Consider the following 24,677-nt stretch of genomic DNA (forward strand, 5'->3'; position numbering starts at 1 on the left):
GATTGGCAGTGGTTTTGATTGTTCCCACGCTCCGCGTGGGAATGCCGCCCTGGACGCTCCGCGTCCGCTTTTGAAGTCGTGACGCGGAGCGTCACAGGATGCGTTTCCACGCAGAGCGTGGGAACGATCGGTCAACCACCGCTTTCGCAGCCTCGTCGGGGCTCGACAGTAAGGTCAGTAATCCTTGCGTTTGCGGAACGCCCAGCGCCCGGCAATCAGCGTGAAGGTGGCCACCAGTGCCACCAGAATCCAGAAACCTTCGGGGTCCTGGGCCAGGGGCACGCCCCCTACGTTCATGCCGAAGAAGCCGGCGATGATGTTGATCGGCAAGGCCAGCACCGTGACCACGGTGAGGGTGAACAGCGTACGGTTGCTTTGCTCGTTGAGGTTGGCGGCGATCTCTTCCTGGAGCAATTTGATGCGTTCGCCCAGGGCCATCAGGTCGTTGATGATCAGTGCAAACTCCTCGGTGGATTTGCGCAACTCCTTCACGTCTTCCTTTTGCAGCCATTGCGGTGGGCGGTTGAGCAAGCGCAGCAGCGAGCCCGGCTCCAGCGCCAGCAGGCGTTGCAGACGCACCAGCACCCGGCGCATGGCGCCCAGTTCGGCGCGGTTGGTGGAGAGGCGCGATGACAGCAACTGGTCTTCGATATGGTCGACGCTGATGCTGGTTTTGCGCACGATCTGGGTCAGTACTTCGCCCTGGTCGCGCAGCAGATGCACCAGCAGCTCCAGGGGCGAGCGAAAGCGCTCACCGGCCTTGACCGACGAGCGCAGCTTGTCCACCGAGTGCAAGGGTTGCAGGCGGGCGCTGATCAGCAGGCGGCTGCGGGCGCAGACCCACAGCGTCGAAATGTCCGACGACATCATGCTGCTGAAGTTGAACACCACGTCGTTGACCACCGCCAGCAGCGCCGAGTCGACGTGTTCGATTCGCGTGGAACGCGAACCTTCGTGCAAGGCTTCGAAGAACTCTTCGGGCAGCGACAGATGGGTTTTCATCCAGCGCTCGCAGGCGGCGTGCGCCAGGTTCAGGTGCAGCCAGAGAAACTCGTCCGGGTCGGCCGGTTGTTGCAAGGCCTGCAAGGCGGTAGCCGAATCGATTTGCTCGCCCTTTTCACCGGGGCGAAAACGAAAACCATAAAGCAAGCCAAACAGATCGGAGTCCTGGTGGCTGTGGTCAATGCTGTGGTTCATGGAGGCTCGCAGAGAAAGCGCCTGTAGGACGTTTCACAGGTTCGCGTGGGCGAATCATTGCAAGGTGATTTGACAGTTTTGTGACCGTTTGGGGTTTATTTCGCAGCGGTGACATTTTATTGACCGTTTGTCAGGATTCGTTCAAGAAGCCTCTGGCACAGCCGATTCAGGCCGTTGAGAACCGCTGTGGACTGGCGGTGCCTTTGATGACAGGGACGTTATGGCGTGTGTGCGCCACTCCCCTTGTGTCGAGGCTTTACCCCGATGAATGTTTTACGAACCTCCTTGAGAGCACAGATTCTGTCGTTGCTCGGTGGCAGTCTGCTGGCGATGTTGTTGATCGCCCTGGCCTGTTTCAACTTCCTCTCCAGCGGGGTGCAGAGTTATCGCACGTTGATGGACGGGCCGTTGCTCACATCCCAGTTGATCGATGAAGCCAACCTGCAATTCAAGGTGCAGGTACAGGAATGGAAAAACGTCCTGCTGCGCGGCAAACAGCCCCAGGACCTGGAAAAATACTGGGGCCAGTTCCAGGACCGGCAACGGGATGTGCAAGGCATCCTCACACGGCTGGTGAACCAGACCCGGGAAGACCCGACTCTGAGCCAGCGTATCGACACGCTGCGCCAGGAACACCAGCAACTCGGCGTGGCCTATCAGCGTGGTCGTGATGCCTTTGTGATGGCGGGCGGTGATGCAACGGTGGGCGACGCGGCGGTGAAGGGGGTGGACCGTGCCGCCAGCGAGCAGATGAGCGCCCTGGTCAGCGACCTGCGGGAGCAAGGCAGCCGGCAGTCCAGTGCCATCAGCGCCTACGTTGAGCGCACGGTGCTGGCAGGTCTGGCGATCATGGTGTTGTCGGGTGTCTTGATCGGCTTGCTCAGCCTTTGGCTGATCAACCGCAATCTGATCTTGCCGATCCGTGGTTTGATCGACTATGTGACCCAACTGAGTCATGGTCGTTTTGCCGAACGTGTGGCCAGTCGCCGTCAGGATGAGCTGGGCCATTTGGCCACCGCTGCCAATACCTTGCGCGATTTCCTTGCCGAAACGTTCAGCCGTTTGCAGCGCAGCGCCACCGACCTGGTCAGTGCCAGTGGCGAGTTGAATGCCATCGCCGGGCAGATGGCGACGGGTACTCACGATCAGTTCAACCGGACCGACCAGGTCGCGACGGCCATGACCGAAATGTCAGCCACAGCCCAAGAGGTTTCACGGCATGCGGCCAGCGCTTCGCAAGCTGCCGATGAAGCTGACCAGTCGGCTCGGGAAGGCGGCGAGGTGATGAAAGTCACCATCGCCACCATTGGCCAGATGCGCAACGAGATTCTCAGTACCGGCACCATCATTCGACGTCTGGAGACCGACAGCGCACGGATTGGCAAGGTGCTGGAGGTGATTCGCGGGATCGCCGAGCAGACCAATCTGCTGGCGCTCAATGCGGCGATCGAAGCAGCGCGTGCAGGCGAGGCCGGGCGGGGTTTTGCAGTGGTGGCCGATGAAGTGCGCAGCCTGGCGCAACGCACGGCGACGTCAATCATCGAGATCAACAGCATTATCGAAGCCGTGCAGACGGGCGCGGTGGACGCGGCCGAGGCCATCGTAAGCGGCCAGTCATGCAGCGATGAGAGTGTGGAGAAAGTCACCCAGGCAGGTGCCATGCTGGCCCACATCACCCAGGCGGTGGAAGCCATCCGTGACATGAACCGCCAGATCGCCACGGCTGCCGAGGAGCAGACGTCGGTGGCGGAGGATATCTCACGCAATATCACCCAGATCACCACGGTCGCCACGGCCAACCTGAGCAACGTGCAGCGCACGGAAGCGGCAAGTCAGAACCTGCGAGGGTTGTCGGGGGAGCTGAATGAAGTGACGGCACGTTTGAGTGCCTGACCGGGCATAAAAAACGCCACCCATGGGTGGCGTTGTTTTGCGTTGCGAATTACGTGTCTTGCTTGTTTTCCAGCACTTCGCCGGTCTTGGCGTCGAGCTTCACATCCCACTGTTTGCCAGCGGTGTCGGTCAGGTCCACTTCGTAGACCAGGCGACCGGCTTCATGGTCCAGCTCGGTGTCGTTGATGGTGGCGCCGGCGTGTTTGGCCAGAGCGTCTTTGTTGAGGTCTACGAAAGGCTTGACGGCGCCGGACTTGAGCAGGCCTTCGATCTGGTCCGGGCGAACATCGGCTTGGGCGAGGCCCGCGGTCAGGGTCAGGGCGGTGGCGGCGAACAAAGCGGTCAGGGTTTTCATGGTGTATGTCCTTCTCGGGTGAGCTGTTTAAGTGGGGCCAGATTAACCAGCGCAACTTAATTCACCCTTAAATTGATTCAGACGTTTGCACCGTTTATTCATGCCGTCGGGCGCGGTGATCAGGCCCAGCCTGACCACCGGCCTTCGCTCAGTATTTGTAGTCGTTCAACAGGTCTTGCACGCTGGAGGACGGCCAGCGCTTGTAGAACTTCAACAGTTCGGCGGCGCGGTTGGTGAAGATGCCATCGACGCCGGCCTTCATCACTTTGTCGAAGTCCACCGGTTCGTCCACGGTGTAGACGTGCACCAGCAGGCCCTTGTCGTGGGTCAGCTTGTTCATCTCCGGTTTGACCAGGTCGGTGTAGCTCTGGTCGCCGTGATTGGTCAGCTCAGCGGACGGGCCGGTGCCGATGGCACCGAGGCTCTTGGCTTCGTCGACCCATTTTTCGAACTCGGCGGCGTCCTTAGGCTCCTGCTTGGCGTAGTAGGCGGCCTTGGTGGCCTCGCCGGACTCGGCGAAGGTCTGGGTGGATTTCGGCTCGATGCTGCCCGGGCCTACCCACAACAGCAGGATTTTCGGGGTGTTGGGCATCTCTTTTTGCAGCTCTTTGAGGCTGGCAACTTCAAAGGTCTGCAACACGACACGGCCCTTGCCCTGGCCTACGCCGGTGTTGCTCTTGCCCAGCTTGGAGCCGGCCGAGCTCAACCAGCCTTTATCCAGCAGCTTGTTTTTCAGATCGGCCTCGATACCCGGGAATTGCTTGGGCTCCTTGGTCTCGATGTAGAGGCCGGGTTTGTGCTGCGGGTTGCCCTCGGCAATCTTGATGATGTCGTCCAGGCTCTGGATTTTCAGGCCGACGAAGCCTGGGCGTGCACGGTCCGGGTAGGCGGCGTTGAACCAACTGCCGGCGTCGAGGGTTTGCAGTTCTTTCCAAGTGAACTCGTTGGCCGGGGCGTCCTTGCGGTCAGGAAACTTGGTGGCGACGTCGGTGGTGCGCTGCAGGTTGTTGTCGTGCAGGGCGAACAGCACGCCGTCCTTGCTGCGTTGCAGGTCCATCTCCAGGTAGTCGGCCCCCAGGTCGCGGGCGATCTTGTAGGCGGCGGCGGTGGATTCGGGAGCATCAAAGGACGCACCCCGGTGGGCGATGACCGCCGGGTACGGAATGCCTTCGTTGGTTGCCAATTCAGCCGGGCTGATCGGGTCTTGCGCCTGTGCCTGGCCAAGGCCGAGCATCAGTGCGAGCAGCAAGGCGCTCTTGGTAAACGTGACAGGCATAGGCGAAGTCCTTTCGTGGAGGTAGCTTTGAGAAGGCCTCCTTTTTAACAATTGATTGCGAAAGGCGCTATCACCAAACCGACATTAACGTGCGCAGGGGCCAATTTTCTCGGTTTTTTTGCGCTGTGTTGCAGTACGCTTGCCTGAAGCTGCCCCGTCAGAGGGCGCTACTTTCCGCCACGCGTGCAAACCATCTTTCCAGTCCCGATGGGACTTTTCAGTGAGGTTTAGCATGCGCATCACTTCCGAACTCATCTGCCAGGCCGCCGATCAACTCCAGGGTTTTGTCGGCCTGAACCGCAAGACCGGCCAGTACCTCGTGCGTTTCAGCGAAGACGCCTTCGGCATGGACGTGGCCGACGACGGCATCATTCCCACCACCGAATTCGTCTGGCTACCGGCCGCCGGCCAGGCCATGACCCTGTCGCGTGAGCGTATCCAACTGTTGCTGGACCAGAACATTGACGAACGCATCCACATCACCGAGCCGTTGTGCGTGTATATGCGCAGGGTGGAGATCCCGCAGATTGTGGCGTTGCGCCGTTTGGTGGGGTGAGCGGAGGCAAAACCCCGGCGAATCCATCTGACTCAATACACAGCCACTGTGGTGAGCAGGCTTGTCCTGCGCTGGGTGGCGAAGCCGCCCTGAAACCAGACGACGCATTCTTTCTGGAATAACGCGGTGGTTTTATTGGGGCTGCTGCGCAGCCCGGCGCGGGATAAGCCCGCTCACCACAAGCATCCCCCTCTCATCACAAAAAAGGGCAACACCAAAAGTGATTGGTCACCACAATAAGCCCCATTCACCACAGCAAACTTATTTATTGCAGGCGCTGGCAGGCCTCGAGAAACGCTATCGCCAGCGGTGGCGTAACGCCCTTGAGCGCCGCACGTTCGGGCTGGAACAAGGTGGCGACGAAGAACGGATGGTCGAGCAGTTCGACCGCGCGCAGGTCGCCCGTGGCGTCATGACCGCTTGGGATCAGATCGCCCTCCAGCAAGGCATCCAGAAATTCAGGATTCACACCGAAACGGCAGCGATACCCCTCCTGCAACTCAAGGGCGCCATACGCCTCGGCAATTCGGGTGTAGGGGGTCAGGCGCACGCTGTCGATCGCTTCCACCAGTGCACAACTGAGAGGGGCGATGACAGCGCGTTTGGCCTCGGGTGCCAACTCGCCATGTTCGGCGTCGGCCCAGCCCAGCACATTGCGCGCGTACTCCAATACGGCGTGCTGAAAACCCGCGCAGGTGCCCAGGTAAGGACGGCGCTGTTCCCGGGCGAAACGGATGGCCCGCAGTGCGCCCTCGGTATCGCGATAAGGGCTGGCGGGTACGCACCAGAAACCGTCGAAACCATGCAGGGGCAGCGTGGATGTGAGGTTGTCGGTGTCGAGCCAGTGCAGATGAATGTCCAGACCCAGGGTGTCGGCAGCCCGTTGCAGGGCCACGGGAATGGCTTGGTGTGCAGTGACATGGGGATCGTGATCACCGATCAAGGCGATGTGCAGTGGAGTGGTTTTCATCGTGGGCATCCCATGGCTTGTTGTGTCCTGGCGCGCACTATAGATTGGCGTTCACGCAATCAATATTGGCGTTTGCCCACATGTTCAATGCAGCAGCGCACTATCGAATCGACTACCCGGACCTTTCGCTGATCCTCGCCCTCGTGCGCGGCGGCACCCTGGCACGCGCCGCGGCATTGCTGCGGGTGGATGTGTCGACGGTGTTCCGTGCGGTACGGCGCCTGGAGGCGGCACTGGGTCAGTCGCTGTTTGAAAAGAGCCGCTCTGGCTATTTGCCCACCAGCCTGGCCAGCCACCTGGCGCAGCAGGCCGAGCGCGCCGAGCAGGCGCTGGACGCCGCGCGTATCGGTGTGGAGCAGGGCGGTGAAGTGGTCAGCGGCACCGTGCGCCTGACCTGCACCGACTCGGTGTTGCAGGGCCTGTTGCTGCCGGCCCTGGCGCAGTTCATGCCGACATATCCGGGCTTGACGTTGGAGTTGAGTACGTCCAACGATTTTGCCAACCTCAGCCGCCGCGACGCAGACATTGCCCTGCGCTTGACCAAGACACCGCCCGAGCACCTTGTAGGGCGTTGCCTGGGGGCGGTGACGTATCAGGTGTGCGCCAATCCCGATTACGCGCGCCGGCATCAGGACCGGGCATTGACTGAGCTTTCCTGGATTGCGCCGGACGATTTTCTGCCTGATCACCCCACGGTGGTCTGGCGCCGCGAACACTTGCCCGGTGTGCGTCCTGCTTATCGCTGCAACAGCATGCTCGCGGTGGCCGAACTGGTGCGGGCAGGGTTGGGGGTCGCAGCATTGCCGGCGTTCATGCTGGCGCCGGACCTGCAACCCATCGGTCCCGCACTGGCAGGGCGTGACACAGCACTGTGGTTGCTGACGCGTCCCGATTGCCGGGCATTACGCTCGGTGGTGACGCTGTTCGACGAGCTGGGACGGCATGTGCGCTGGCCGTCACGCGACGCCTAGGCCGAGTGGGCGATCGGCTCGTCGCTGACATTGACCCGGTTGCGCCCGGTGTCCTTGGCGGCATACAGGGCACGGTCCGCGGCATTGAGCCACATCGCGGCGTCGGTGAACCAGGGTTGGAAGTCTGCCAGGCCGATGCTCAGGCTCACCCGCAGTTCGGGGATCTGCGGGTTACGGTAGTTGCTGAAGGTTTCGCGCATGTGTTCCATCACGCGTGCCGCTTCTTCCGAGGGCATGAGTGGAAGAATCACACAGAATTCATCGCCCCCGTAACGTCCTGCCAGGTCGTTTTCCCGCAAGTGCTTGCGCAGTTCCACGCTGAGTTGTCGCAGCACCGCATCACCGACGATATGCCCGTGGCTGTCGTTGATCTGCTTGAAGTGATCGATGTCGATCAAGGCGATGGTGGCGTGGCTTTGTTGCTGCTGGCATTTGTGGAACTTGAGTTGCAGCAGGTCTTTCCACGAGCCGTGGTTGAGCAGGCCTGTAAGGCTGTCAGTACGGCTCAACGCACTGAGGGCGCGTTTGTGTTCCGAGAGTTTGATTGCCAGTTGATAGCAGACCATGCCGATGGCCATCGGGTAGAGGGTGAGCATCGGCAGGCAGGCATAGACCTGGGTCAGGCTCACATTGGGGTTGAACTTCATGCCGAACAGCAGCCAGGCCACCGCAACGCCGGCTGCTTGCGCGAGCACACCGCGCAGGAAAAGGCGCTTGCCGCCGGCGGCGACGTTGTTCATGGTCATCATCGACAGAATGGTCACCGCCGTCAGCGGAGTGAACTGCGTGGCGGCGGCCCAGAACCCGCCGAACAGCGAGTCGTAGATCAGGTTGCGTTGTTCGGCCTGGTAGGGGAATTGCGAACGGCTTGAAAGCTGATAGGCCACGTGAGCCCACCCAAATCCGTTGAATAACAGGAATACCCAGACCCAGCCGGGCATCGGCAGGGGGGAGAGGGCCGCAGCAACGCTGATGCTGCCGATACCCAGGCCAATGATCCTTGGCTTGTAGATACGTCTGGCAAATGAAAGCCCTTTGCCTCGTCTGTTTTCCATAGCTTTCCGGGTCAACTCTTTTTTGCAGGTACGGCAACGCGCATTCGTGGGATTAACCGTTGATCGGATAATACCGGTGAATATTGTCAGTTATTCGCGCGGGAATAATCAGTGTCCTTCCGGGCCATTTGCGTGAAACAGAGGGCGGATGCGTCAAAAGCGACGTGCAATGTCGCTCATGCAACCGTTTATCGAGGGGCTGGCGGATGAACTTCGTACCCGGCGAGGAATAGATCGATGGCCGACTCGATCACATTGGCCTGGTCAGCCACTTCGAGGGTGGGTTGGCCCAGCGTGATCTGTGGCCAGAAGGCGAAGGCTTTGAGCAGGCTTTGTATCTGGTGCGCGGCGAAGGCCGGATCGGGACAGTCAAGGCGGCCGTCTTCCTGGGCGGCGCGTACCCATTGGGTAAAGCCTTCCTCGCGTTTGCTCAGGCGGTTGACCATGTCTTGCGCACGTTCCGGGGAATGGATGGTGGCGGCGATGGCGACCCGGGCCAGGTCGAGAAAGTTGGCGTCCGACATCATCTTCATCTTCGCCTCCAGCAAACCCCGCAATTGTTCGCGCAGCGGACGCTCGCTGGTGTAGTTCACGTCCAGTTGCGCCGCGCTGCTGGCCCAGAGCTGGTGGAGAATCTCTGCGAACAACTCTTCTTTACTGGGGAAGTGGTTATACACCGTGCGCTTGGAAACGCCGGCGGTGGCGGCGATCTTGTCCATGCTGGTGACCTCGAAGCCGTTGTCGCGAAACTCGGCAATGGCCGCAGTCACGATGGCTTCGCGCTTGCGGTCGGTGAGGCGTTGAGGGGCAGTCATGGTCGGCGCTCGGCTCTTCAGAGAAAATTACACTCGGTAGTTTACTTGCTCCGCATTTTGTTGCAATCTTGAAACTACACTGTGCAGTGTAATTTTTTGAGCGGTCCCTCGGAGTAACCTTGTAATGGCCACGATCTCATCCCGTCTCGATCCATCGCCTGCGACACACAAGCCTGCCGAGCAGGACCAGGGCCACTTCAGTAATGGGACCCCCGTGCAGCACGGCGGCTTTGGCAAGACCCTGCGTATTTTCTGGAACATGCTGTTTCACAAGCCGCGTACCACGCGACCGACAGGCCAGATTCCGGTGCAACCGCTGACCCGTGAACAATTGCTGGCCGCGCCGGATCACAGCGTATTCCGCCTGGGACATTCCACCGTGCTGTTGAAAATGCGCGGCAAGTTCTGGCTGACCGACCCGGTGTTTGCCGAGCGCGCGTCGCCCTTCAGTTGGGCCGGTCCCAAGCGGTTCCATCAGCCACCCATCAGCCTGCAGGAGTTGCCTGCACTGGAAGCGGTGATTCTTTCCCACAACCATTACGATCATCTTGATCACAAGGCTGTCATCCAACTGGCCGACAAGACCCGCTATTTCCTGGCGCCATTGGGCGTGGGCGACACGTTGGTCAAGTGGGGGATCGATGCGAGCAAAGTTCGCCAACTGGATTGGTGGCAGGGTACCGAGGTAGAGGGCATTCGTTTCGTCGCCACGCCCGCACAGCATTTTTCCGGTCGCGGGCTGTTTGATGGCAACCAGACCTTGTGGTGTTCCTGGGTGATGATCGACGGTACGCGGCGGATCTTTTTCAGTGGCGATACCGGTTACTTCGACGGTTTCAAGCGCATTGGCGAGCAGTACGGTCCGTTTGACCTGACGCTGATGGAAACCGGCGCGTACAACGTCGACTGGCCTCATGTGCATATGCAGCCGGAGCAAACCTTGCAAGCGCACATTGATCTGAAGGGGCGCTGGCTGCTGCCCATTCACAACGGCACCTTCGACCTGGCCTTCCACGCCTGGCATGAACCGTTCGATCGCATCATGGCCTTGGCCTGGGAGCGCAATGTGTCGATCACCACGCCGGCAATGGGGCAGGCATTCAGCCTGAACCAGCCTGAGCGTGGCCATGCGTGGTGGCTGGAGGTGGAAAACCAGGGCGCGGAGGAGCGTCTTGTAAGCTGATCGCGGAGCGTTCGGAAAAAAGGAAATTTCAAGGTGTTTCAGGCCTGCGACAAGTCCCGGAATAGGGTGCGATGATCCCCGGAAATTCATTTTCCGGGGGCAGGTTCTGATGGATGAAGAATGTAAGAAATATTGGCGAGTGGGTATGGCCTGTCGGCTGGGCCAGCCCTTGTCGTCGCTGTTGGAGCCTTCGGGAAAGGCCTTTGAATCGCCCGGTTCAACGGGTGAAAGCGCCAGCCCACGCGGCATCGCGTTCGGCGTTCAGTCGAAGGGCGGCGTGCCTATTCCCGGGTATGACGCTCCCACGCTGGCACTCAAGCCTTCCCGTGACCCTTCGTTATCACTGATTGCCTTGAGCGGTGTCGATCCTTCCGGACCGGTGATGGTTGAAGTGCCCCTCGTGCAGAACAACACCACCTTTACTGCCTCCCAGCCCCTGACAGGCCGACGCCTGGGGTTCGCCAACCGGTGGGTGCGTGGCCATGAACGTGAGCCGATCGAACACAGCGCTGTTTTCCTGAAAGCGCTGGACGTTCTGCGCCGCGCCGGGGCGCAGTTGGTGGCGGTGTCGGCCCAGCGGCCTGACGAAACCCTGCGTTTCAGCCTGCAGACGCACAACGAAATCGATGCCCATGTGAGCGAGCATCGTTTGGATGCTCTGGTGTCTGACAGCCACACCGCTGCGTTTCGTACGGCCTGCTGGAATGGGTATCCACATGTCGGTGAGCCGCTTGGGAACGGTGCGACGCTGTGGTTCTACGGCACGCGTTGGTCCGGGGACTCGCTGGCGTCGATGATGCAGGCGTATCGCAGGGTGTGTTGTCTGTCAGATGTTTAGGGAGCACACACAACATGCAGTGAACAATCACACGAAGTGAACGACCTGCGTCTTGCAGCCTGGAAGGATCAGGGTTTTTAGACTGGCGCCCGCTCCCCACAAGGGGGCTTCGTCATTTCTTACCCCCTCTTAAAAGGTGCTTTATGTTTGGAATTGGTCACGGTGTACACGCATTTATTCATCTTGCCTCGCATTTTGTGGGGGCATCGTCCCTGGCCGGCTCGTTGAGGCCGATGCCGACCGGCTTGGAGTACGCCAGCGTCAGTGAGCTGGGCAGGCAAATGAGCAAGCCGGGCGGTCTGACCTCAGTCGATCTGGTCAAGTACTTTCAGGACCGTATCAACAGGCAGAACCCTAACTTGAATGCGGTCATCGAGCTCAATTTCCAGGCGGTGGAAGATGCGCGCAAGCTGGATCAGGAGCGTGCCGAAGGCAAAGTTCGAGGCCCGCTGCATGGGATCCCCATCCTGATCAAAGACACTATCGAGACCGAAGGCATGCAAACCAGCGCAGGGGCTTTTGGCCTTGTCGGTGATCCAGCTGGCAAGAATGCGCCGCTGGTCCAGCGTTTGATTGAACAAGGGGCCGTCATTATTGGTAAAACCAACCTGACCGAACTCGGTGGTTTTCGCGGCGGCCCTGATGGCTGGAGCAGTCGGGGCGGGCAAACCCGTAATCCGCTCAACCCGAGTTGGGACGTAGGTGGATCCAGCTCCGGATCAGCCTCCGCGGTAGCCGCAGGACTGGCCCCTTTGGCAGTCGGCGCCGAGACCAATGGCTCAATCGTCGTACCGGCAGCATTCAATGGTGTGGTAGGGCTCAAGCCCAGTGTCGGCTTGCTGGACCGCAACGGCATTATTCCCGCGAGCCATCATCAGGACACGCCGGGGCCGATGGCACGTTCGGTGTTTGATGTGGCGTTGATGCTCAACGCCATGTCGGGTCGCGACCCGAAGGATCCGGCCAGCGTCGGCGCACCAGAAGGCATCGATTACACCAAGGCCCTCGTTCCCGGAGCGCTGATGGGCAAGCGTATCGGCTATCCCGCCAACTTCGTCGTAGAAGGTCAACTGGAACCGGTGGTTAACAGTGAGCAGTTCACCAAGACCCTGGAGGTACTTCGGGAGCAAGGTGCGATTCTGGTGCCGGTGAGCATGCGGCTGGGAGACGCCTCTCGCTACGAAGAACTGGTGCTCTCGGATGTGAAACAGGAACTGAATACTTACCTGAGCCAGCGTAACGGATTACCGGTCAAGTCACTGACGGAACTGATCAAATTCAACGACGAACGCGACGGGACAGAGACTGATCATCAGCCGACACTCCACGAGGTGAGTGGCTCGACCCTTACGCCTGAAGAACGCGAGGAGGCCTGGACCACCTTGATCACGGACTTTCGTGCAACGGTGGATAAGCCGATCAACGAGGAAAACCTGGACGCCATGGTGGCGGATTTCGAAACCAATAGTTATTTCGGCGTAGCCGCCGCAGGCTACCCGGGCATCACCGTACCTTCCGGTACCGATGAGGAGGGCAAGCCCACCAGCGCGTACTTCTTCGGTACGCGCTGGTCTGAAGAAAAACTGCTGGCCGTGGCCTATGGCTATGAGCAGGCAACGGCCCAGGCCTTGTCGAAGCCTGGGCGCTGAAAAGGTCAGGCGCTTTCCAGGCTATAACGTGCGGCTGGCTTTTGGTGGGAAAGGTTCGGCCCCAACGCCAGGCGCGCGCTTTCATAGGCGTTCCAGTCCACGAGATCCGGCAGGGAGGGGATCGTCACTTTTTCGCCCTGGGCAAGTCCGGCGAGGGCCGCATCCACCAGGTTTTCGGCGCTCATGATCAGGGCTTCCGGCAGGTTGTTCACGGGCAATCCTGCCACGTCCCAGAACTCGGTGGCGGTCACGCCGGGCAACACCACTTGTACGGTCACCCCCTTGTCGCTCAACTCATGGTCCAGGGATTCGCTGAACGCCTGCACGAAAGCCTTGGAACCGCTGTACACACCGTTCAACAGCTTGGGTGCAACCGCGACGATGGAGCCGATATTGATCAACGTACCGCGCCCCTGAGCAACAAAATTGGCGGCTGCCGCTTTGGCCAGACGCGTGAGGGCGAGGACGTTGAGCAGGATCATGGCGTCCATCCTGTCGGCTTCCGAGGCCAGCACCGAGGCGGTGGCACCCACCCCGGCGTTATTCACCAGCAGGCTGATGCGGCTGTCGTCGTGCAGGATCTGTTCGATGCGCGCCAGGTCGGCCGGCAGGTTGAGGTCGGCAACCACCACCTGGATTTCTCGTTGGGTATCGGCCGTCAAGCGTGTCGCCAACCGCTCCAGGCGCTGTTGGTTGCGTGCGACCAGAATCAGGTCATAGCCCTGGCGGGCCAGACGGTCAGCGTAGATGGCGCCGATACCGGATGACGCGCCGGTGATCAGGGCAAAACCTTTGGATTGACTCATTGCAGCAGCTCCAGAATGGCCGGGGGAGGGCGGCCTTGTTGGATCCAGATTATGAGCGTAATGTGTTGGCGGCAATGACGTATATCCCTCTTTTTGAGACATGGGGTTTGACCATGGTGTCCATCGGTATCTTGTTGTTTCCCGGGTTTCAGATGCTCAGCCTGAGTACCAGCACCGTGTTCGAATTTGCCAACCTGGAAAGGGAGCAACCGTTCTATCGGGTGGACCTGGTGTCGGAACAGGGCGGGCCGATCAACAGTTCCATGGGGTTTGCCATCGACAGCGTGCCCTTTGGCCGCCGTCACTACGACACCCTGATGGTGGTGGGGGACAACGAAGTACTTAAGGCTACGCCCGGCATGCTGACCTATTTGCAGGAAGGCATGCAGACGTCTCGCCGCGTGACGTCCACCTGCACGGGCGCGTTTCATCTGGCTGCCGCCGGATTGCTGGAGGGGCGCAAAGCCACCACCCACTGGTATCACGCCCGCGAATTCCGCCAGGCCTACCCCAATGTAAAGTTGGAAGAAGATCGGATCTTCATCGTCGACGGCCCACTTTGGACCTCGGCCGGCATGACCGCCTGCATCGACTTGGCCCTGGCACTGGTCGAGCATGACCTTGGCGTGGAAATCGCTCGTGAAGTGGCACGCAAACTGGTGGTCTATCATCGCCGCGCGGGGGGCCAGTCGCAGTTTTCCGCCCTGCTGGAAATCGACCCAAAATCTGACCGCATACAAACCGCCTTGGCCTATGCCCGCCGGCATCTGCAAGACGAATTGTCGGTAGAGCGCCTGGCCGAGGTTGCCCATTTGAGCCCGCGTCAGTTCAGCCGTTTGTTTCGCACCGAAACTGGCCAATCACCGGCGAAGGCCGTCGAACGGTTGCGTATCGAGGCGGCGCGTTTGTTGCTCGAGTCCGGTGACCATTCCATCGACATCATCGCCCGCGAAACCGGCTTTGGTGACCCCGAACGCATGCGCCGCGCCTTCCTGCGTGCCTTTGGCCAACCGCCGCAAATGATGCGTCGCGCGCTGCAATTGCAGGCCTGACGTCGCTGCGGTGATTCGGTTGGATGCTAGGCGCCATTCGGTTGAGGGTTTGACGACTCCAGGGATACGCCTGTGGAGCCCATCAATCGCGAGATAAGGCCGGGGGTGGCGGGGTCGGTTGGTGTCGTTTCAAACCGGCGGGCACTCATTCCCCATCCCGGAGCAAAGCCCGGAAAAAACACCAGCCCTTCGGCTTCCAGCCGAAATGCCAGATTCAAACGGGTTTTATCGTCCACATCGCCCAGGTTCTCGAACCGTTGCACCGCCTCCACCGTCACCTCGGCTTGGCGGGCCAGCTCTTCGCGGCTCCAGCCCAGCATTGCACGGGCCTGGGCACTGTGTTTGGCGGTGAATTGATGCAGGACGATCTGCTGTTCTACGAAAGAGCTCATTGCCAGAGAGGACATGGGGTTTCTCCAGGATTTGACGGTGAGGGCAAACTATACTGTGTTTTTATACAGTTGTTCTGACCGCTCATCACCTGGCTGTTTCACCAGCCCTTATTCCACCCCTGGCGCCTCGCGGATGATCAAGTGGTCCAGGTTCTCGATATTCGCACTGAACACCCCGAAGGTCTGCTCGGGGTTCTTCTTGCTCGGCACCTGTTTCAGCTCCGGCGTCACCCCGTAGAAGAAGCAATACAACACTCGCTCACTGTCCACGGCGGCCTTGATCTGCTCCAGGAACGCATTGCGCTTGCGGTAGTTTTCGATGAGCTTTTTGCTCAAGTAAACGTTGACCGAATACGGCTTCTTGTCGAGCCACACCTTCTTTTCGAAGTCGATGCGAAAGCTGCTGGTGTAGTCCTTGATCGCCTTGACCTTGCCCCAGTAGATCAGCCCCTTGTTGTCTTGCAGGTACTCGATTTTCTTGAAGAACGTCCAGTAGGTCGCGGTGTGCTCGCCGATCTTCAGCGGCATGCGCTTGAGCTTGTCCTTATCATCGATGTTGGACACGTAACACTCCACCGGATGGGCAAACACGCTGGTCTTGTCCGGGGTGCTGTCACCGGTGCTGTAGGCGCTGCTGGCGCGGAGTGAAGGTGCCTTTGCCGGTTCTTGTGGGAGGCTACCCTCGACTCCGGCCGGAAGCGTCTTACGCTCATACTGGCGCCGCGTCAGTACCCATTCCGATGGGAAATTATCCTCGCGCTCGTCGTCACTTTCGCCGGTCGCGTTCTTGTGAGTGCTGGCATAGCGGCAGCCTTCGATATGCCGGGTGGTGGTCTTGTTCTTGAAGTGGGGAGTACGCAGGTAATTGACGTTCTTGGCGTTGAAGGTGCTCAAGACGTTGCCCGTATCGAACGCTGCGCGGCAGTCGTCGTTGGGGCAGAGAAAGCGATCCTTGTCGGAGTCGAAATCGCTGGTTTCGTCGAAATTCAGGTCTCGAACGTCATAGATCGACAGCTTGTCGTCGAGACTCAGGCTGTAGGCCGTGTCGAATTTCATGGGGCTCGGGTCCGTGAGAAGTTTCGCTATTAATAGCGGGATCCAGCTCAAATATCAGCAAGAACGTGCAACCCGCCTGCCACTCAAGAAGCACAGTGTGCCGCCCACTGCCGTCAAACCGGCCAGCGCGTAAAACATTGTGGTGGGAGGTGAATTGATCAGCAGATAGCCGCAGATCACCGGGCTCAATGCGCCGCCAAAGGCCGCCAGGTTCTGTGCGCCGTAGTAACTGCCGCGCAGCGACTCGGGGGCGAGGGTGTCGATAAACAGGAACTCGGAAGGGAAGATGATCATCTCGCCCAAGGTAAATACGAACATCGCGACGCACCAGGACAGCAGGCTGTCGGCCTGGCTGAAACCGATCAGGCCAGCGATGAACAATGCCGTGCCGAGCAGGATCCAATAGCGCAATTGTTCACGCTTGAGGAAGCGGCCAATCTGGTATTGCAGCAGCATGACCGTGATGGCATTGCACGCGAGTACGGCGGACAGAATTTTCAGCGCATCATCCGGGTTGTGAATCACCAACAGAAATTGCGACAGGTACAGGGTGTAGCGGCCATGCACGATGGTGCTCAACAGGCTGCCGCCGGTGAACAACACCAGGCTTTTGTCGTTGCGCAGGGTTTTGAGGGTGGTGAGAAAACTCAAGGGTTTGCTGCTTTCGTCGCGCTGGGTGGGCGGAATGCCAATCATCAGAAACACGCTGATAAACGCAATCGCGCTGGACAGCATGAACGGCAACAGCGGCATCTGCCCGGCAATCACCACACCCACCATGGGGCCCGTGGCGTAGCCGATATTCGTGAGGGTGTAGCGCAGGGAAAACACCTTGGCGCGTTGGTCCACCGGCAGGTTCTCGCTGATGATCGCTTTGGAACCGATCAGGAACAGCGCAGACGCCGACTCGGTAATCACCAGGGTCAAGGTGGTGAGGTAAAGGTTGGTGGCAAAGGTCAGTAACAGAAAACCGATGGAGCTGGAGAGCATCGCTAGGATCAGCAGCTTGCGCTTTTCCATGCGGTCGATGACGTAGCCGCCATACAGGCCCATCAGTGTGGCGGTGAACACCGCGATGCCCATCAGCAAACCGATGTCCTGCTGATTGAGGCCCAGGCGACGGCTGAGCAACAAGGTCATCAAGGGGCTGGTCATCGCCCGGCTGATCACGATGGTCAGCGAGCAGATCATCAAGCGGCGGATTACCAGGGAGTAGGTGGCCACGGTGGAGGCGAGCGTCCTTGTTGTTTCTCAATACAACACAAATCAGGAGTGAACACAGATCAACTGTGGGAGCTGGCTTGTCGAGTCGTTGCACTGCTGCGATAGCGGTGGGTCAGGCCATGAATATGCAAGCTGACCTGCCGCCATCGCGGGCAAGCCCGCTCCCACAATCAGAGTGAGTTACTGGCCGGAATTGATGGTGATTTTTTCTACAGCACCTTGCTCCAGATCCCACTTCTTCAGGATCTTGCCGTAGGTGCCGTCATCGATCATGCCCTGCAACGCCTCACTGATCGCCGTGACCAGCTCGGTGTTGCTCTTCTCGATCCCAAGTCCTGTGAACTGCTTGGAAATCGCCAGGCCCACTGGCTTGTACTTACCTTTGTCCAGCGACATCAGATAAGGAATGGTCTCGCTGCCCTGCATCGCCGCATCCAGACGATTCTGCTGCAACTGCGCCCGTGCGTCCGCCGAGCCTTCGGTGCCGATCACCACAATCGCTGGCTTACCGGCGGCTTCGCAGTTTTCCTTGCTCCATGCGGTAATTTCCGACGGCCAGGTAGTACGGCGGCTGGTGCCGACTTTTTTACCGCACAGGTCAGTCAATTCCTTGAGGTCTTCACGCTTGGCCATCGTGTACAGCTGCGGGCCGCTGGTGAAGTAGTCGATGAAGGTCACCGCCTTCTGACGCTCGGCGGTGTCGGTCATGCCCGACAGCACGATGTCCACGCGTTTGGTGGTCAGGCCGCTGAGCATCTGCTCGAAGCCGGTTTCCTGCCATTTGATCTTCACACCCAGGCGCTCTGCCAGGGCGTTGCCCAGGTCGAAGTCCAGGCCGGTGATCTTGTTGGTGGCCGGATCCTTGAAATCCATCGGTGGGTAGTTCGGCACGATGGCTGCGCTGATCTCGCCCTTGTCCTTGATGGCCGCCGGCAAGGCCGCGAACACACCGGTGGAGGCCATCAGGCCTGCGAGCAACGTTGGGATAAACAATTTTTTCATGGGGGCGTTCTCGTTTGTTTTTTAGTTAAGTGCGAACGGCAGAAATAAAGCTTTGGGTACGCGGGTTTTGTGGGCTTATTAGAATTTCTTCGGGGCTGCCGGCTTCCACAATCTGGCCGGCATCCATAAACACCATGCGGTTGGAAACTTCACGGGCGAAGCCCAATTCATGGGTGACCACGATCATGGTCATGCCGGTGGTGGCCAAATCACGCATCACCGACAGCACTTCGCCTACAAGCTCCGGGTCGAGGGCTGACGTGGGTTCGTCAAACAGCATCAACTTGGGGCGCATCGCCAATGCACGGGCAATCGCCACACGCTGTTGCTGCCCGCCGGACAACTCCACCGGGTAGGCATTGCGCTTGTCCGCCAGGCCGACGCGGGCCAGCAGTTCCAACGCGTCTTCGATGGCTTCCTTGGGCGAGCGCTTGAGCACCTGGCACGGGCCTTCGATGATGTTCTGCAACACGGTCATGTGCGGGAACAGATTGAAGCGCTGAAACACCATGCCGGTGGCCAGGCGCTGGCGAGCGATCTGGGATTCATTCATCTCATGCAGCTTGTTGCCGACGACGCGGTAACCCACCAGTTCGCCGTCGACCCACAGGCCGCCCTTGTCGATCTTTTCCAACTGATTGACGCAGCGCAGCAGGGTACTTTTACCCGAGCCCGACGGGCCGATGATGCACATCACTTCGCCTTGCTCGACCTCGATATTGACGTCGCGCAGCGCGTGATACTGGTCGTAATACTTGTTCAGGTTGACGGCCTTGACGATGCTTCTCATGGGGCAATTCTCCTCAACCCAGACTTACGAACGCTTGCCGGCGCCGCGGGCAAAACGACGCTCGAGGCGGCTTTGGCCAAATGAAAGAACAGTCACCACCGCCAGGTACCAGATGCCGGCCACGATCAGCAGCTCCATCACCCGGGCGTTGGCGTAGTAGATGTTTTGCGCGTTGTGCAGCAGCTCCGAGTACTGGATGACGCTGGCCAGGCTGGTCATTTTCACCATGCTGATGAACTCGTTGCCTACGGGCGGAATGATCACGCGCATCGCCTGCGGCAGAATCACCCTACGCAGCGCTTGCAGGCTCGGCATGCCGATGGACTTGGCGGCTTCGTACTGGCCGGTGTCTACGGAGAGCAGACCGGCGCGCACCACCTCGGCGGTGTAGGCGCCCTGGTTGATGCTCAAGCCCAGCAGGGCGGCGACGAATGGCGTCATCAGGTCGACGGTGTCGATGCTGAACAGGCCGGGGATCGCGATCACCGGGAAGATCAACGCCAGGTTGAACCACAGCAGTAGTTGCAGAATCAGCGGCGTGCCGCGAAACAGCCACGTATAAGTAATGGCCACGTAGCGCAGGATCGGGTTGGCCGACATGCGCATGATCGCCGTGATTACCCCGATCACCACGCCCAACGCCATGGCCAGGATCGACATGACGATGGTATTCACCAGGCCCCAAAGGATGGCCTCAGACGTGAGGAACTGACTGATGTAGGACCATTCGATCTGGCCATTGGCGAATGCGCGCAACAACGCGGCCAACACGATCACGATCAAGGTGGCAAAAAACATCCGCCCGTAATAGCGCCGCGGCACGTGCTCGTACTGCGTGATATCGAACTGGTTCTCGGACAATTTGCGCTCGGCTGCCAAGCGCTCGGCCGGGGTTTGGTTCATGGTGAATCTCCAAAACTTACAACGCTCTAACTACTGTACGCGGTCCAAATGTGGGAGCTGGCTTGCCTGCGAAGACGCCAGCCCAAATACCGCAGATTTAAATCCGGAACCCCTGATAACTCTCTGCCCACTGCTGTTGAGCCGCTAATGCGGACTTCAACCGCCCAATCTGCTCCCGAACCCGCTCCGGCGCCGTCCCACCCCATCCACTGCGCGCCGCAATCGCCGCTTCCAGGGTCAGGCAGTCGCGCACCTCAGGCGTCAGCCGTGCATCCACCTCCGCCAACATTGCTGGCGAGGCTTCCCACAATTCGATCTCATGCTTCTCACAGGCCTGCACCAAAGCGCCCGTAATCTCATGGGCCTCCTTGAACGGCACACCCCGGGTCGCCAACCAGTCCGCCACCTCGGTCGCCAGGGTAAAGCCCATCGGCGCCTGGCGCCGCAGCTCTTCCACTTGCACCTTCATGGTCGCAACCATCCCGGCCATCGCCGGCAATACCAGCAGCAGGGTGTCCACACTGTCCAGCACGCTGTGCTTGTCTTCACTCAAATCACGGTTGTAGGAGAGTGGCAACGATTTGAGTGTCGACATCAACCCGGTCAGGTTGCCAATCAACCGCCCAGCCTTGCCCCGCGCCAATTCGGCAATGTCCGGGTTCTTCTTCTGCGGCATGATCGAGCTGCCGGTGGCGTAGGCATCGTCCAGCACTACCCAGCGAAATTGCCGCGAAGACCACAGGCAAAATTCTTCGGACAGGCGCGAAATATTCACCCCGAGCATGCCTGCCACAAACAGAAATTCCGCCACATGGTCACGGCTGGCGACGGCATCGATGGAGTTTTCGCACGGCCCGGTATAGCCCATTTCCTGGGCCGAATGCTCAGGCTGGCGGGCAATCGCGGAGCCGGCCATGGCGGCAGCACCCAACGGCGACAACGCCGTGCGCGTATCCCAATCCACCAAACGCTGCACATCGCGCAACATCGACTGAGCATGGGCGAGCAAGTGGTGGGCGAACACAATGGGTTGCGCCTGCTGCAAGTGGGTAAAACCTGGGCAGATGCTTTCCACATGCTGCTCGGCTTGCTCCACCAGCGCCTGCTGCAAACCCAACACCTCGGTGGTGATGGTGCGCGCATGGTCACGCAGGAACAGGCGCAGGTCATTGGCAGTCTGGTCGTTGCGCGAACGCCCGGCACGCAGCTTGCCGCCCAGGGCGCCGAGGCGTTCGGTGAGTACACGTTCGATGAAGGTGTGCACATCCTCGTCATCCAGCGTGGGATGCAGGTTGCCGGCGGCGAAATCCGCGCCGATACCGTCCAGGGCGGCGAGGGTGCGCGCGGTTTCCGACTCGTCCAGCAGACCGGCGCGCTGCAACTCACGGGCATGGGCGCGGGAGCCGGCCAGGTCGTAGGGCGTCAGGCGGAAATAGCGCTCAGGGCAACGGGACAACGCGGCCAAGGCAACCGAGGGACCGGTCTTGAAACGAGCGCCCCAAAGGCGGTCGGTGGGCTGAGACATGGGTGTTCCTCACGCTTGTTTTTAGAAGAGTCGGAGGCAGTAAAAATAAGTTTTCAACTAGACTGAACCAGCGTCTGACGCGCCGTATTCAAGGTTGCCAAGGGCGGATGTTTATGTTCATTATCGCCGCCTGGCTATGTTCAAGGATTGGGTTGAAGCCTGTTGAATATGGCACTTGAGGTCAACGCGTATTATGGAAACCCCACTTTCCACTTCTGGAAACCTACCGCCCAAACCCGGCACAAGACCGCCCCTGCAACTGAGCGGGCTGGACTTCAAATTGCTGCGTGTGTTCATGGCCGTGGTCGAAGCCGGCGGCTTCAGCGCCGCGCAAAACGAGCTGAACGTGGGCCTGGCGGCCATCAGCAAACAGATCTCCGACCTGGAAATCCGTATCGGCATGCGCCTGTGCACACGGGGCAGGGAAGGCTTCGGTCTGACCGAAGAAGGCAAGCTGGTGTATCAGGCGTCCATCGAGTTATTTACCTCGGTGGACAGTTTTCGCGACAAGCTTAGTTCGGCGCAAAACGAGCTTATTGGCGACCTTAGTGTGGGCGTTATTGATAACACCGTGTCCGATGTTAATTCCCCGCTCATTGCCGCGTTGGGAAAATTACATAGCGAGTCGCCGAAAATCAGGCTGCGCTTACATGCCTCGCAATTGGACGAAGTTGAGCGCGGTGTAGTGGAGGGGCGCTTGATCGTCGGCATTGTGCCGGTGTACCAGCGCCGCGAAGAATTCGACTATTTCCCGCTGTATGAGGAAAAGGCCCACGCCTACTGTGCCGTAGGCCATCCGCTGTTCAATGCGAGTGAAATTACACCGGAAGTGCTGCGCCAGTACGAAGTGGTGAACCATCGCTACGCGATTCACCGGGACAAGAGCCAGTTCGTCAACTACGACAGTCAGTCTGCGTCGGCTTCACAAGTGGAAGCTGTCGCCATTCTGATCCTCACAGGCCGCTTCCTCGGTTTCCTGCCGGAACACTACGCCGCACCGCTGGTAAGAGAAGGGCGCCTGCGCTCGCTGTGCCCGGAACAGGTTCAACTGAGCACCGCCTTCAACCTGATCCTGCGCCACAACGCCCCAAGAAGCTCGATGGTGAAAGCCTTTGCCACAGCCTTGGGCGTAGACCTCAAGGCCGCAACATAGCCCCCGCCGAACACTGATCAACAAGCTGACGAAGCTCAAATGTGGGAGCTGTCGAGCCCCAGCGAGGCTGCGAAGGGATCGCCTCGGTCCACCCGCCGAACTCGCTATTTGTATCGATACATTTTCTGCCTAGGCGGCAAGCCATCTGACTTGTATTGTCTTTAACCAACCAGGAGGAGTACGCCTATGCATCAAACAAAAATTAACTCAGGCAACCGAGAACAAACAGTCTGCATCCCAGCAGATTTGCATTTCCCGGCAGAGGTAGAAGATATAACGGTGCGCGCGATGGGCAATGAGCGAATCATTGCTCCTGCAGAAAATACCTGGGACAGCTTCTTCCTAAACCCTGAATTCGTCTCCAGCGACTTCATGCTTGAAAGGACCCAGCAGAAACACCAGGACCGAGAGTCCTTAGACGACTAGGCCTCTAGCACCGATCAAATGTGGGAGCTCTCGAGCCCCAGCGAGGCAGCGATGGGATCGCCTCGGTCTACCCGCTAACCCCACCCACCCGCATCACCGCTGCAACCGAGCCCGCTTTTTCTTCGCATGAAAATGCCGAAAATGCGCATCCTGCGCCGCCGCCAACAACTCCCGATCCCCACGCGTATCGCCCCAGGCCCTGAGCCGATACTCGCCCAAATCCCCATACACCGCCTCAAGCCGCAGCACCTTGTTCTCACATCGGCAGTTGTTCCCGGTGAGCTTGCCGGTCAACACCCCATCCACCACTTCAAGCTCAGTGCCAATCAGCTTGATCCCCAACCGATCGGCAAACGGCTGCAACACCAACGCCGGCGACGCCGAACACAGCGTCACCACCGCCCCGGATTTCAACTCATCCGCCACCGACTGCAAGCCCGTCGGCCGCATCAACCGTGGCCACGTCTTCTGGCAATACGCCTCAGCCTTCTGCTGAACCCACGCCTTCTCCACCCCCGTCATAAAGGTGCGGATCAACTGCGCCTTCAACTCATCCCGGCTGATCTGCCGCACCAAAAAACGCAGCCCCGGCACCGCCAGCTTGACCATCCGGCCATAGAACTCACCAGGGCCAAAGGCGAATTTCAGGAAGGGCACGAAACTGTCGTGATGGGTCAGGGTGCCGTCGAAGTCAAAGACGGAGAGTACTTTGGCGTCAGCGGGGCCGGCTTCGAGCATGTCTGGGTTCACGGGTGGCCTCGGTCCTATTTAGTAAATTTAGTCATTCATCTGCGAAGACAGCGGCCATTTGGACCAGTAACAACGCAGGTGGCAATTGGGGCACAAGGCTACAGCATTGCAGGGACGATGAAAAAAGCAGTCCGCACTGCTTCGACCTTATAGGTACTCCATGCGCTCCAGTCGATCGATGGCGTGACGCAATGCGATTTGCTGGTCGAAAAAACGTTGGCGCAGGTATTCAAGTCTTTGTTCCTGCTGCTCTAACGGAAATCTTCCTGGATCATCGAGTATTTCCTTGGCGCTCAATTGGATGATCCTGATGGCTTCTAAAATAAGCTCTACCGAAGCTTTCGCCCTCAGGTGGTCTTCTTTGGCTTGGTGCTGCGCTTTCAAGACAATACCGCTGGCAATGAGACTACCGCCCGCTGCTGCGATGGTGTAGCTGACGAACGAGGAGGCTAGTTTTAGGTGGGTGAAAAACTTGGAAACTGTATCGTTTTGAGATCCCAGGTCCAGACCATAGGCAATGTATCCGCCCCCTAGTGCCAGGAGGAATCCAATCAGGTAAAGGGTAAACGGTTTCCTGTAAAGCCTTCCGCTCAGGATGCCCCAGGCTCCCAGGGAAAGTAGGGCGATGCTGATAAGTGTGAAGACAAGCATTTCCATGCTGCTGATCCGATCCTGATTATTTGTCAAAAAAAAGAGCTGCCTTTAGCAGCTCTTTTTTATTTGTGTATCAATCCCAGCTCAACGCACCACCCGTCTGATACTCAATCACCCGAGTCTCAAAGAAATTCTTCTCTTTCTTCAAGTCCATGATCTCGCTCATCCACGGGAACGGGTTGGTGG

Annotated in this window: 26 protein-coding genes; 9 read left to right on the plus strand and 17 right to left on the minus strand. The window is 59.2% G+C overall.

Going from position 1 to position 24,677, the window contains the following annotated elements; all coding sequences use genetic code 11:
- Positions 1–174: 174 nt before the first annotated feature.
- Positions 175–1,197 (minus strand): transporter, encoded by a 1,023-nt coding sequence (locus ACW9IB_RS19565; protein ID WP_457367774.1) that lies wholly within the window; start codon positions 1,195–1,197, stop codon positions 175–177.
- A gap of 264 nt (positions 1,198–1,461) precedes the next feature.
- On the opposite strand from ACW9IB_RS19565, the gene ACW9IB_RS19570 reads away from it, so the two are divergent.
- Positions 1,462–3,090: a methyl-accepting chemotaxis protein gene (locus ACW9IB_RS19570; RefSeq protein WP_457414996.1), complete on the plus strand. Its 1,629-nt coding sequence runs from the start codon at positions 1,462–1,464 to the stop codon at positions 3,088–3,090.
- 49 nt (positions 3,091–3,139) lie between these two features.
- Here the strand turns inward: ACW9IB_RS19570 and ACW9IB_RS19575 are convergent, their stop codons facing one another.
- Positions 3,140–3,445 carry a PepSY domain-containing protein gene (locus tag ACW9IB_RS19575; RefSeq protein WP_457367772.1) on the minus strand — a complete coding sequence of 102 codons (306 nt, stop codon included), beginning with the start codon at positions 3,443–3,445 and terminating at the stop codon, positions 3,140–3,142.
- Positions 3,446–3,593: 148 nt separating this feature from the next.
- The gene (locus ACW9IB_RS19580; RefSeq protein ID WP_457367771.1) at positions 3,594–4,721 is read right to left on the minus strand and encodes a glycerophosphodiester phosphodiesterase family protein; all 1,128 of its coding nucleotides are present in this window, start codon (positions 4,719–4,721) and stop codon (positions 3,594–3,596) included.
- A gap of 232 nt (positions 4,722–4,953) precedes the next feature.
- On the opposite strand from ACW9IB_RS19580, the gene ACW9IB_RS19585 reads away from it, so the two are divergent.
- Positions 4,954–5,277 carry a DUF2025 family protein gene (locus ACW9IB_RS19585; protein WP_457414998.1) on the plus strand — a complete coding sequence of 108 codons (324 nt, stop codon included), beginning with the start codon at positions 4,954–4,956 and terminating at the stop codon, positions 5,275–5,277.
- A gap of 265 nt (positions 5,278–5,542) precedes the next feature.
- On the opposite strand, the gene ACW9IB_RS19590 is transcribed toward ACW9IB_RS19585, so the two are convergent.
- A complete protein-coding gene (locus tag ACW9IB_RS19590; RefSeq protein WP_457415000.1) occupies positions 5,543–6,247 on the minus strand; it encodes a CTP synthase C-terminal region-related (seleno)protein in 705 nt (234 codons plus the stop codon).
- Positions 6,248–6,327: 80 nt separating this feature from the next.
- On the opposite strand from ACW9IB_RS19590, the gene ACW9IB_RS19595 reads away from it, so the two are divergent.
- The gene (locus ACW9IB_RS19595; protein ID WP_457367768.1) at positions 6,328–7,218 is read left to right on the plus strand and encodes a LysR family transcriptional regulator; all 891 of its coding nucleotides are present in this window, start codon (positions 6,328–6,330) and stop codon (positions 7,216–7,218) included.
- On the opposite strand, the gene ACW9IB_RS19600 is transcribed toward ACW9IB_RS19595, so the two are convergent.
- Both ACW9IB_RS19600 and ACW9IB_RS19605 read right to left on the minus strand, forming a co-directional pair.
- A complete protein-coding gene (locus ACW9IB_RS19600; RefSeq protein WP_457415003.1) occupies positions 7,215–8,273 on the minus strand; it encodes a diguanylate cyclase in 1,059 nt (352 codons plus the stop codon). The genes ACW9IB_RS19595 and ACW9IB_RS19600 overlap by 4 nt on opposite strands.
- Before the next feature lie 188 nt (positions 8,274–8,461).
- Positions 8,462–9,088: a TetR/AcrR family transcriptional regulator gene (locus tag ACW9IB_RS19605; RefSeq protein ID WP_457415004.1), complete on the minus strand. Its 627-nt coding sequence runs from the start codon at positions 9,086–9,088 to the stop codon at positions 8,462–8,464.
- A gap of 124 nt (positions 9,089–9,212) precedes the next feature.
- Here ACW9IB_RS19605 and ACW9IB_RS19610 point away from each other — a divergent pair, with 124 nt between their 5' ends.
- The 3 genes from ACW9IB_RS19610 (at position 9,213) to ACW9IB_RS19620 (ending at position 12,758) form a co-directional block, all read left to right on the plus strand.
- On the plus strand, positions 9,213–10,271 hold the full coding sequence (locus tag ACW9IB_RS19610) for an MBL fold metallo-hydrolase (RefSeq protein WP_457367765.1): 1,059 nt from the start codon (positions 9,213–9,215) through the stop codon (positions 10,269–10,271).
- A 109-nt stretch (positions 10,272–10,380) separates the two neighbouring features.
- A complete protein-coding gene (locus ACW9IB_RS19615; protein WP_457415006.1) occupies positions 10,381–11,109 on the plus strand; it encodes a hypothetical protein in 729 nt (242 codons plus the stop codon).
- Positions 11,110–11,252: 143 nt separating this feature from the next.
- The gene (locus ACW9IB_RS19620; protein ID WP_457415008.1) at positions 11,253–12,758 is read left to right on the plus strand and encodes an amidase family protein; all 1,506 of its coding nucleotides are present in this window, start codon (positions 11,253–11,255) and stop codon (positions 12,756–12,758) included.
- A gap of 5 nt (positions 12,759–12,763) precedes the next feature.
- Here ACW9IB_RS19620 and ACW9IB_RS19625 read toward each other — a convergent pair whose 3' ends face one another.
- Positions 12,764–13,564 (minus strand): SDR family NAD(P)-dependent oxidoreductase, encoded by an 801-nt coding sequence (locus ACW9IB_RS19625; RefSeq protein WP_457415010.1) that lies wholly within the window; start codon positions 13,562–13,564, stop codon positions 12,764–12,766.
- A gap of 113 nt (positions 13,565–13,677) precedes the next feature.
- Here ACW9IB_RS19625 and ACW9IB_RS19630 point away from each other — a divergent pair, with 113 nt between their 5' ends.
- Complete coding sequence (locus ACW9IB_RS19630; RefSeq protein WP_457415012.1) at positions 13,678–14,616, plus strand: GlxA family transcriptional regulator; 939 nt, start codon at positions 13,678–13,680, stop codon at positions 14,614–14,616.
- A 26-nt stretch (positions 14,617–14,642) separates the two neighbouring features.
- On the opposite strand, the gene ACW9IB_RS19635 is transcribed toward ACW9IB_RS19630, so the two are convergent.
- The 7 genes from ACW9IB_RS19635 to argH all read right to left on the minus strand — a co-directional run bounded on the left by ACW9IB_RS19635 (position 14,643) and on the right by argH (position 21,508).
- The gene (locus ACW9IB_RS19635) at positions 14,643–15,023 is read right to left on the minus strand and encodes a helix-turn-helix domain-containing protein (RefSeq protein WP_457415014.1); all 381 of its coding nucleotides are present in this window, start codon (positions 15,021–15,023) and stop codon (positions 14,643–14,645) included.
- A gap of 93 nt (positions 15,024–15,116) precedes the next feature.
- The gene (locus ACW9IB_RS19640; protein ID WP_457415016.1) at positions 15,117–16,064 is read right to left on the minus strand and encodes a hypothetical protein; all 948 of its coding nucleotides are present in this window, start codon (positions 16,062–16,064) and stop codon (positions 15,117–15,119) included.
- Between the two features lie 54 nt (positions 16,065–16,118).
- The gene (locus ACW9IB_RS19645; RefSeq protein WP_457367758.1) at positions 16,119–17,288 is read right to left on the minus strand and encodes an MFS transporter; all 1,170 of its coding nucleotides are present in this window, start codon (positions 17,286–17,288) and stop codon (positions 16,119–16,121) included.
- A 180-nt stretch (positions 17,289–17,468) separates the two neighbouring features.
- Positions 17,469–18,290 (minus strand): ABC transporter substrate-binding protein, encoded by an 822-nt coding sequence (locus tag ACW9IB_RS19650; protein WP_457415017.1) that lies wholly within the window; start codon positions 18,288–18,290, stop codon positions 17,469–17,471.
- A 25-nt stretch (positions 18,291–18,315) separates the two neighbouring features.
- Positions 18,316–19,080, minus strand: coding sequence for an amino acid ABC transporter ATP-binding protein (locus ACW9IB_RS19655; protein WP_457367756.1), 765 nt, complete (start codon positions 19,078–19,080; stop codon positions 18,316–18,318).
- A 24-nt stretch (positions 19,081–19,104) separates the two neighbouring features.
- Positions 19,105–19,983: an amino acid ABC transporter permease gene (locus ACW9IB_RS19660; RefSeq protein WP_457415018.1), complete on the minus strand. Its 879-nt coding sequence runs from the start codon at positions 19,981–19,983 to the stop codon at positions 19,105–19,107.
- A gap of 97 nt (positions 19,984–20,080) precedes the next feature.
- Positions 20,081–21,508, minus strand: a complete 1,428-nt coding sequence (gene argH / locus ACW9IB_RS19665) for an argininosuccinate lyase (RefSeq protein ID WP_457415020.1) — start codon at positions 21,506–21,508, stop codon at positions 20,081–20,083.
- 193 nt (positions 21,509–21,701) lie between these two features.
- Here argH and ACW9IB_RS19670 point away from each other — a divergent pair, with 193 nt between their 5' ends.
- Together ACW9IB_RS19670 and vapB are read left to right on the plus strand one after the other, a co-directional pair.
- Positions 21,702–22,661, plus strand: coding sequence for a LysR family transcriptional regulator (locus ACW9IB_RS19670; protein WP_457415021.1), 960 nt, complete (start codon positions 21,702–21,704; stop codon positions 22,659–22,661).
- A 186-nt stretch (positions 22,662–22,847) separates the two neighbouring features.
- Positions 22,848–23,087 carry a type II toxin-antitoxin system VapB family antitoxin gene (gene vapB / locus ACW9IB_RS19675; protein WP_457367753.1) on the plus strand — a complete coding sequence of 80 codons (240 nt, stop codon included), beginning with the start codon at positions 22,848–22,850 and terminating at the stop codon, positions 23,085–23,087.
- A 93-nt stretch (positions 23,088–23,180) separates the two neighbouring features.
- Here vapB and ACW9IB_RS19680 read toward each other — a convergent pair whose 3' ends face one another.
- From ACW9IB_RS19680 to ACW9IB_RS19690, 3 genes are all read right to left on the minus strand, one after another.
- Entirely contained in the window at positions 23,181–23,825 is a 645-nt protein-coding gene (locus tag ACW9IB_RS19680) for an HAD-IB family hydrolase (protein ID WP_457415023.1), read from the minus strand.
- A gap of 159 nt (positions 23,826–23,984) precedes the next feature.
- Positions 23,985–24,494: a hypothetical protein gene (locus tag ACW9IB_RS19685; RefSeq protein ID WP_457415025.1), complete on the minus strand. Its 510-nt coding sequence runs from the start codon at positions 24,492–24,494 to the stop codon at positions 23,985–23,987.
- Between the two features lie 70 nt (positions 24,495–24,564).
- Positions 24,565–24,677: hypothetical protein (locus tag ACW9IB_RS19690; RefSeq protein ID WP_238346834.1), on the minus strand; the 113-nt coding region annotated here is incomplete at its 5' end.

The organism is Pseudomonas sp. SDO524_S393, assembly GCF_054071875.1.

What these genes read in the sequence shown, in the direction of transcription:
- ACW9IB_RS19650 (WP_457415017.1), bottom strand. Translation starts at nt 18,290, where the DNA reads ATGAAAAAATTGTTTATCCCAACGTTGCTCGCAGGCCTGATGGCCTCC.
- ACW9IB_RS19625 (WP_457415010.1), bottom strand. Translation starts at nt 13,564, where the DNA reads ATGAGTCAATCCAAAGGTTTTGCCCTGATCACCGGCGCGTCATCCGGT.
- ACW9IB_RS19565 (WP_457367774.1), bottom strand. Translation starts at nt 1,197, where the DNA reads ATGAACCACAGCATTGACCACAGCCACCAGGACTCCGATCTGTTTGGC.
- ACW9IB_RS19620 (WP_457415008.1), top strand. Translation starts at nt 11,253, where the DNA reads ATGTTTGGAATTGGTCACGGTGTACACGCATTTATTCATCTTGCCTCG.
- ACW9IB_RS19575 (WP_457367772.1), bottom strand. Translation starts at nt 3,445, where the DNA reads ATGAAAACCCTGACCGCTTTGTTCGCCGCCACCGCCCTGACCCTGACC.
- ACW9IB_RS19655 (WP_457367756.1), bottom strand. Translation starts at nt 19,080, where the DNA reads ATGAGAAGCATCGTCAAGGCCGTCAACCTGAACAAGTATTACGACCAG.
- ACW9IB_RS19600 (WP_457415003.1), bottom strand. Translation starts at nt 8,273, where the DNA reads ATGGAAAACAGACGAGGCAAAGGGCTTTCATTTGCCAGACGTATCTAC.
- ACW9IB_RS19615 (WP_457415006.1), top strand. Translation starts at nt 10,381, where the DNA reads ATGGATGAAGAATGTAAGAAATATTGGCGAGTGGGTATGGCCTGTCGG.
- ACW9IB_RS19680 (WP_457415023.1), bottom strand. Translation starts at nt 23,825, where the DNA reads ATGCTCGAAGCCGGCCCCGCTGACGCCAAAGTACTCTCCGTCTTTGAC.
- ACW9IB_RS19640 (WP_457415016.1), bottom strand. Translation starts at nt 16,064, where the DNA reads ATGAAATTCGACACGGCCTACAGCCTGAGTCTCGACGACAAGCTGTCG.
- vapB (WP_457367753.1), top strand. Translation starts at nt 22,848, where the DNA reads ATGCATCAAACAAAAATTAACTCAGGCAACCGAGAACAAACAGTCTGC.
- ACW9IB_RS19660 (WP_457415018.1), bottom strand. Translation starts at nt 19,983, where the DNA reads ATGAACCAAACCCCGGCCGAGCGCTTGGCAGCCGAGCGCAAATTGTCC.
- ACW9IB_RS19580 (WP_457367771.1), bottom strand. Translation starts at nt 4,721, where the DNA reads ATGCCTGTCACGTTTACCAAGAGCGCCTTGCTGCTCGCACTGATGCTC.
- ACW9IB_RS19595 (WP_457367768.1), top strand. Translation starts at nt 6,328, where the DNA reads ATGTTCAATGCAGCAGCGCACTATCGAATCGACTACCCGGACCTTTCG.
- ACW9IB_RS19630 (WP_457415012.1), top strand. Translation starts at nt 13,678, where the DNA reads ATGGTGTCCATCGGTATCTTGTTGTTTCCCGGGTTTCAGATGCTCAGC.
- ACW9IB_RS19685 (WP_457415025.1), bottom strand. Translation starts at nt 24,494, where the DNA reads ATGGAAATGCTTGTCTTCACACTTATCAGCATCGCCCTACTTTCCCTG.
- ACW9IB_RS19585 (WP_457414998.1), top strand. Translation starts at nt 4,954, where the DNA reads ATGCGCATCACTTCCGAACTCATCTGCCAGGCCGCCGATCAACTCCAG.
- argH (WP_457415020.1), bottom strand. Translation starts at nt 21,508, where the DNA reads ATGTCTCAGCCCACCGACCGCCTTTGGGGCGCTCGTTTCAAGACCGGT.
- ACW9IB_RS19670 (WP_457415021.1), top strand. Translation starts at nt 21,702, where the DNA reads ATGGAAACCCCACTTTCCACTTCTGGAAACCTACCGCCCAAACCCGGC.
- ACW9IB_RS19605 (WP_457415004.1), bottom strand. Translation starts at nt 9,088, where the DNA reads ATGACTGCCCCTCAACGCCTCACCGACCGCAAGCGCGAAGCCATCGTG.
- ACW9IB_RS19570 (WP_457414996.1), top strand. Translation starts at nt 1,462, where the DNA reads ATGAATGTTTTACGAACCTCCTTGAGAGCACAGATTCTGTCGTTGCTC.
- ACW9IB_RS19610 (WP_457367765.1), top strand. Translation starts at nt 9,213, where the DNA reads ATGGCCACGATCTCATCCCGTCTCGATCCATCGCCTGCGACACACAAG.
- ACW9IB_RS19635 (WP_457415014.1), bottom strand. Translation starts at nt 15,023, where the DNA reads ATGTCCTCTCTGGCAATGAGCTCTTTCGTAGAACAGCAGATCGTCCTG.
- ACW9IB_RS19590 (WP_457415000.1), bottom strand. Translation starts at nt 6,247, where the DNA reads ATGAAAACCACTCCACTGCACATCGCCTTGATCGGTGATCACGATCCC.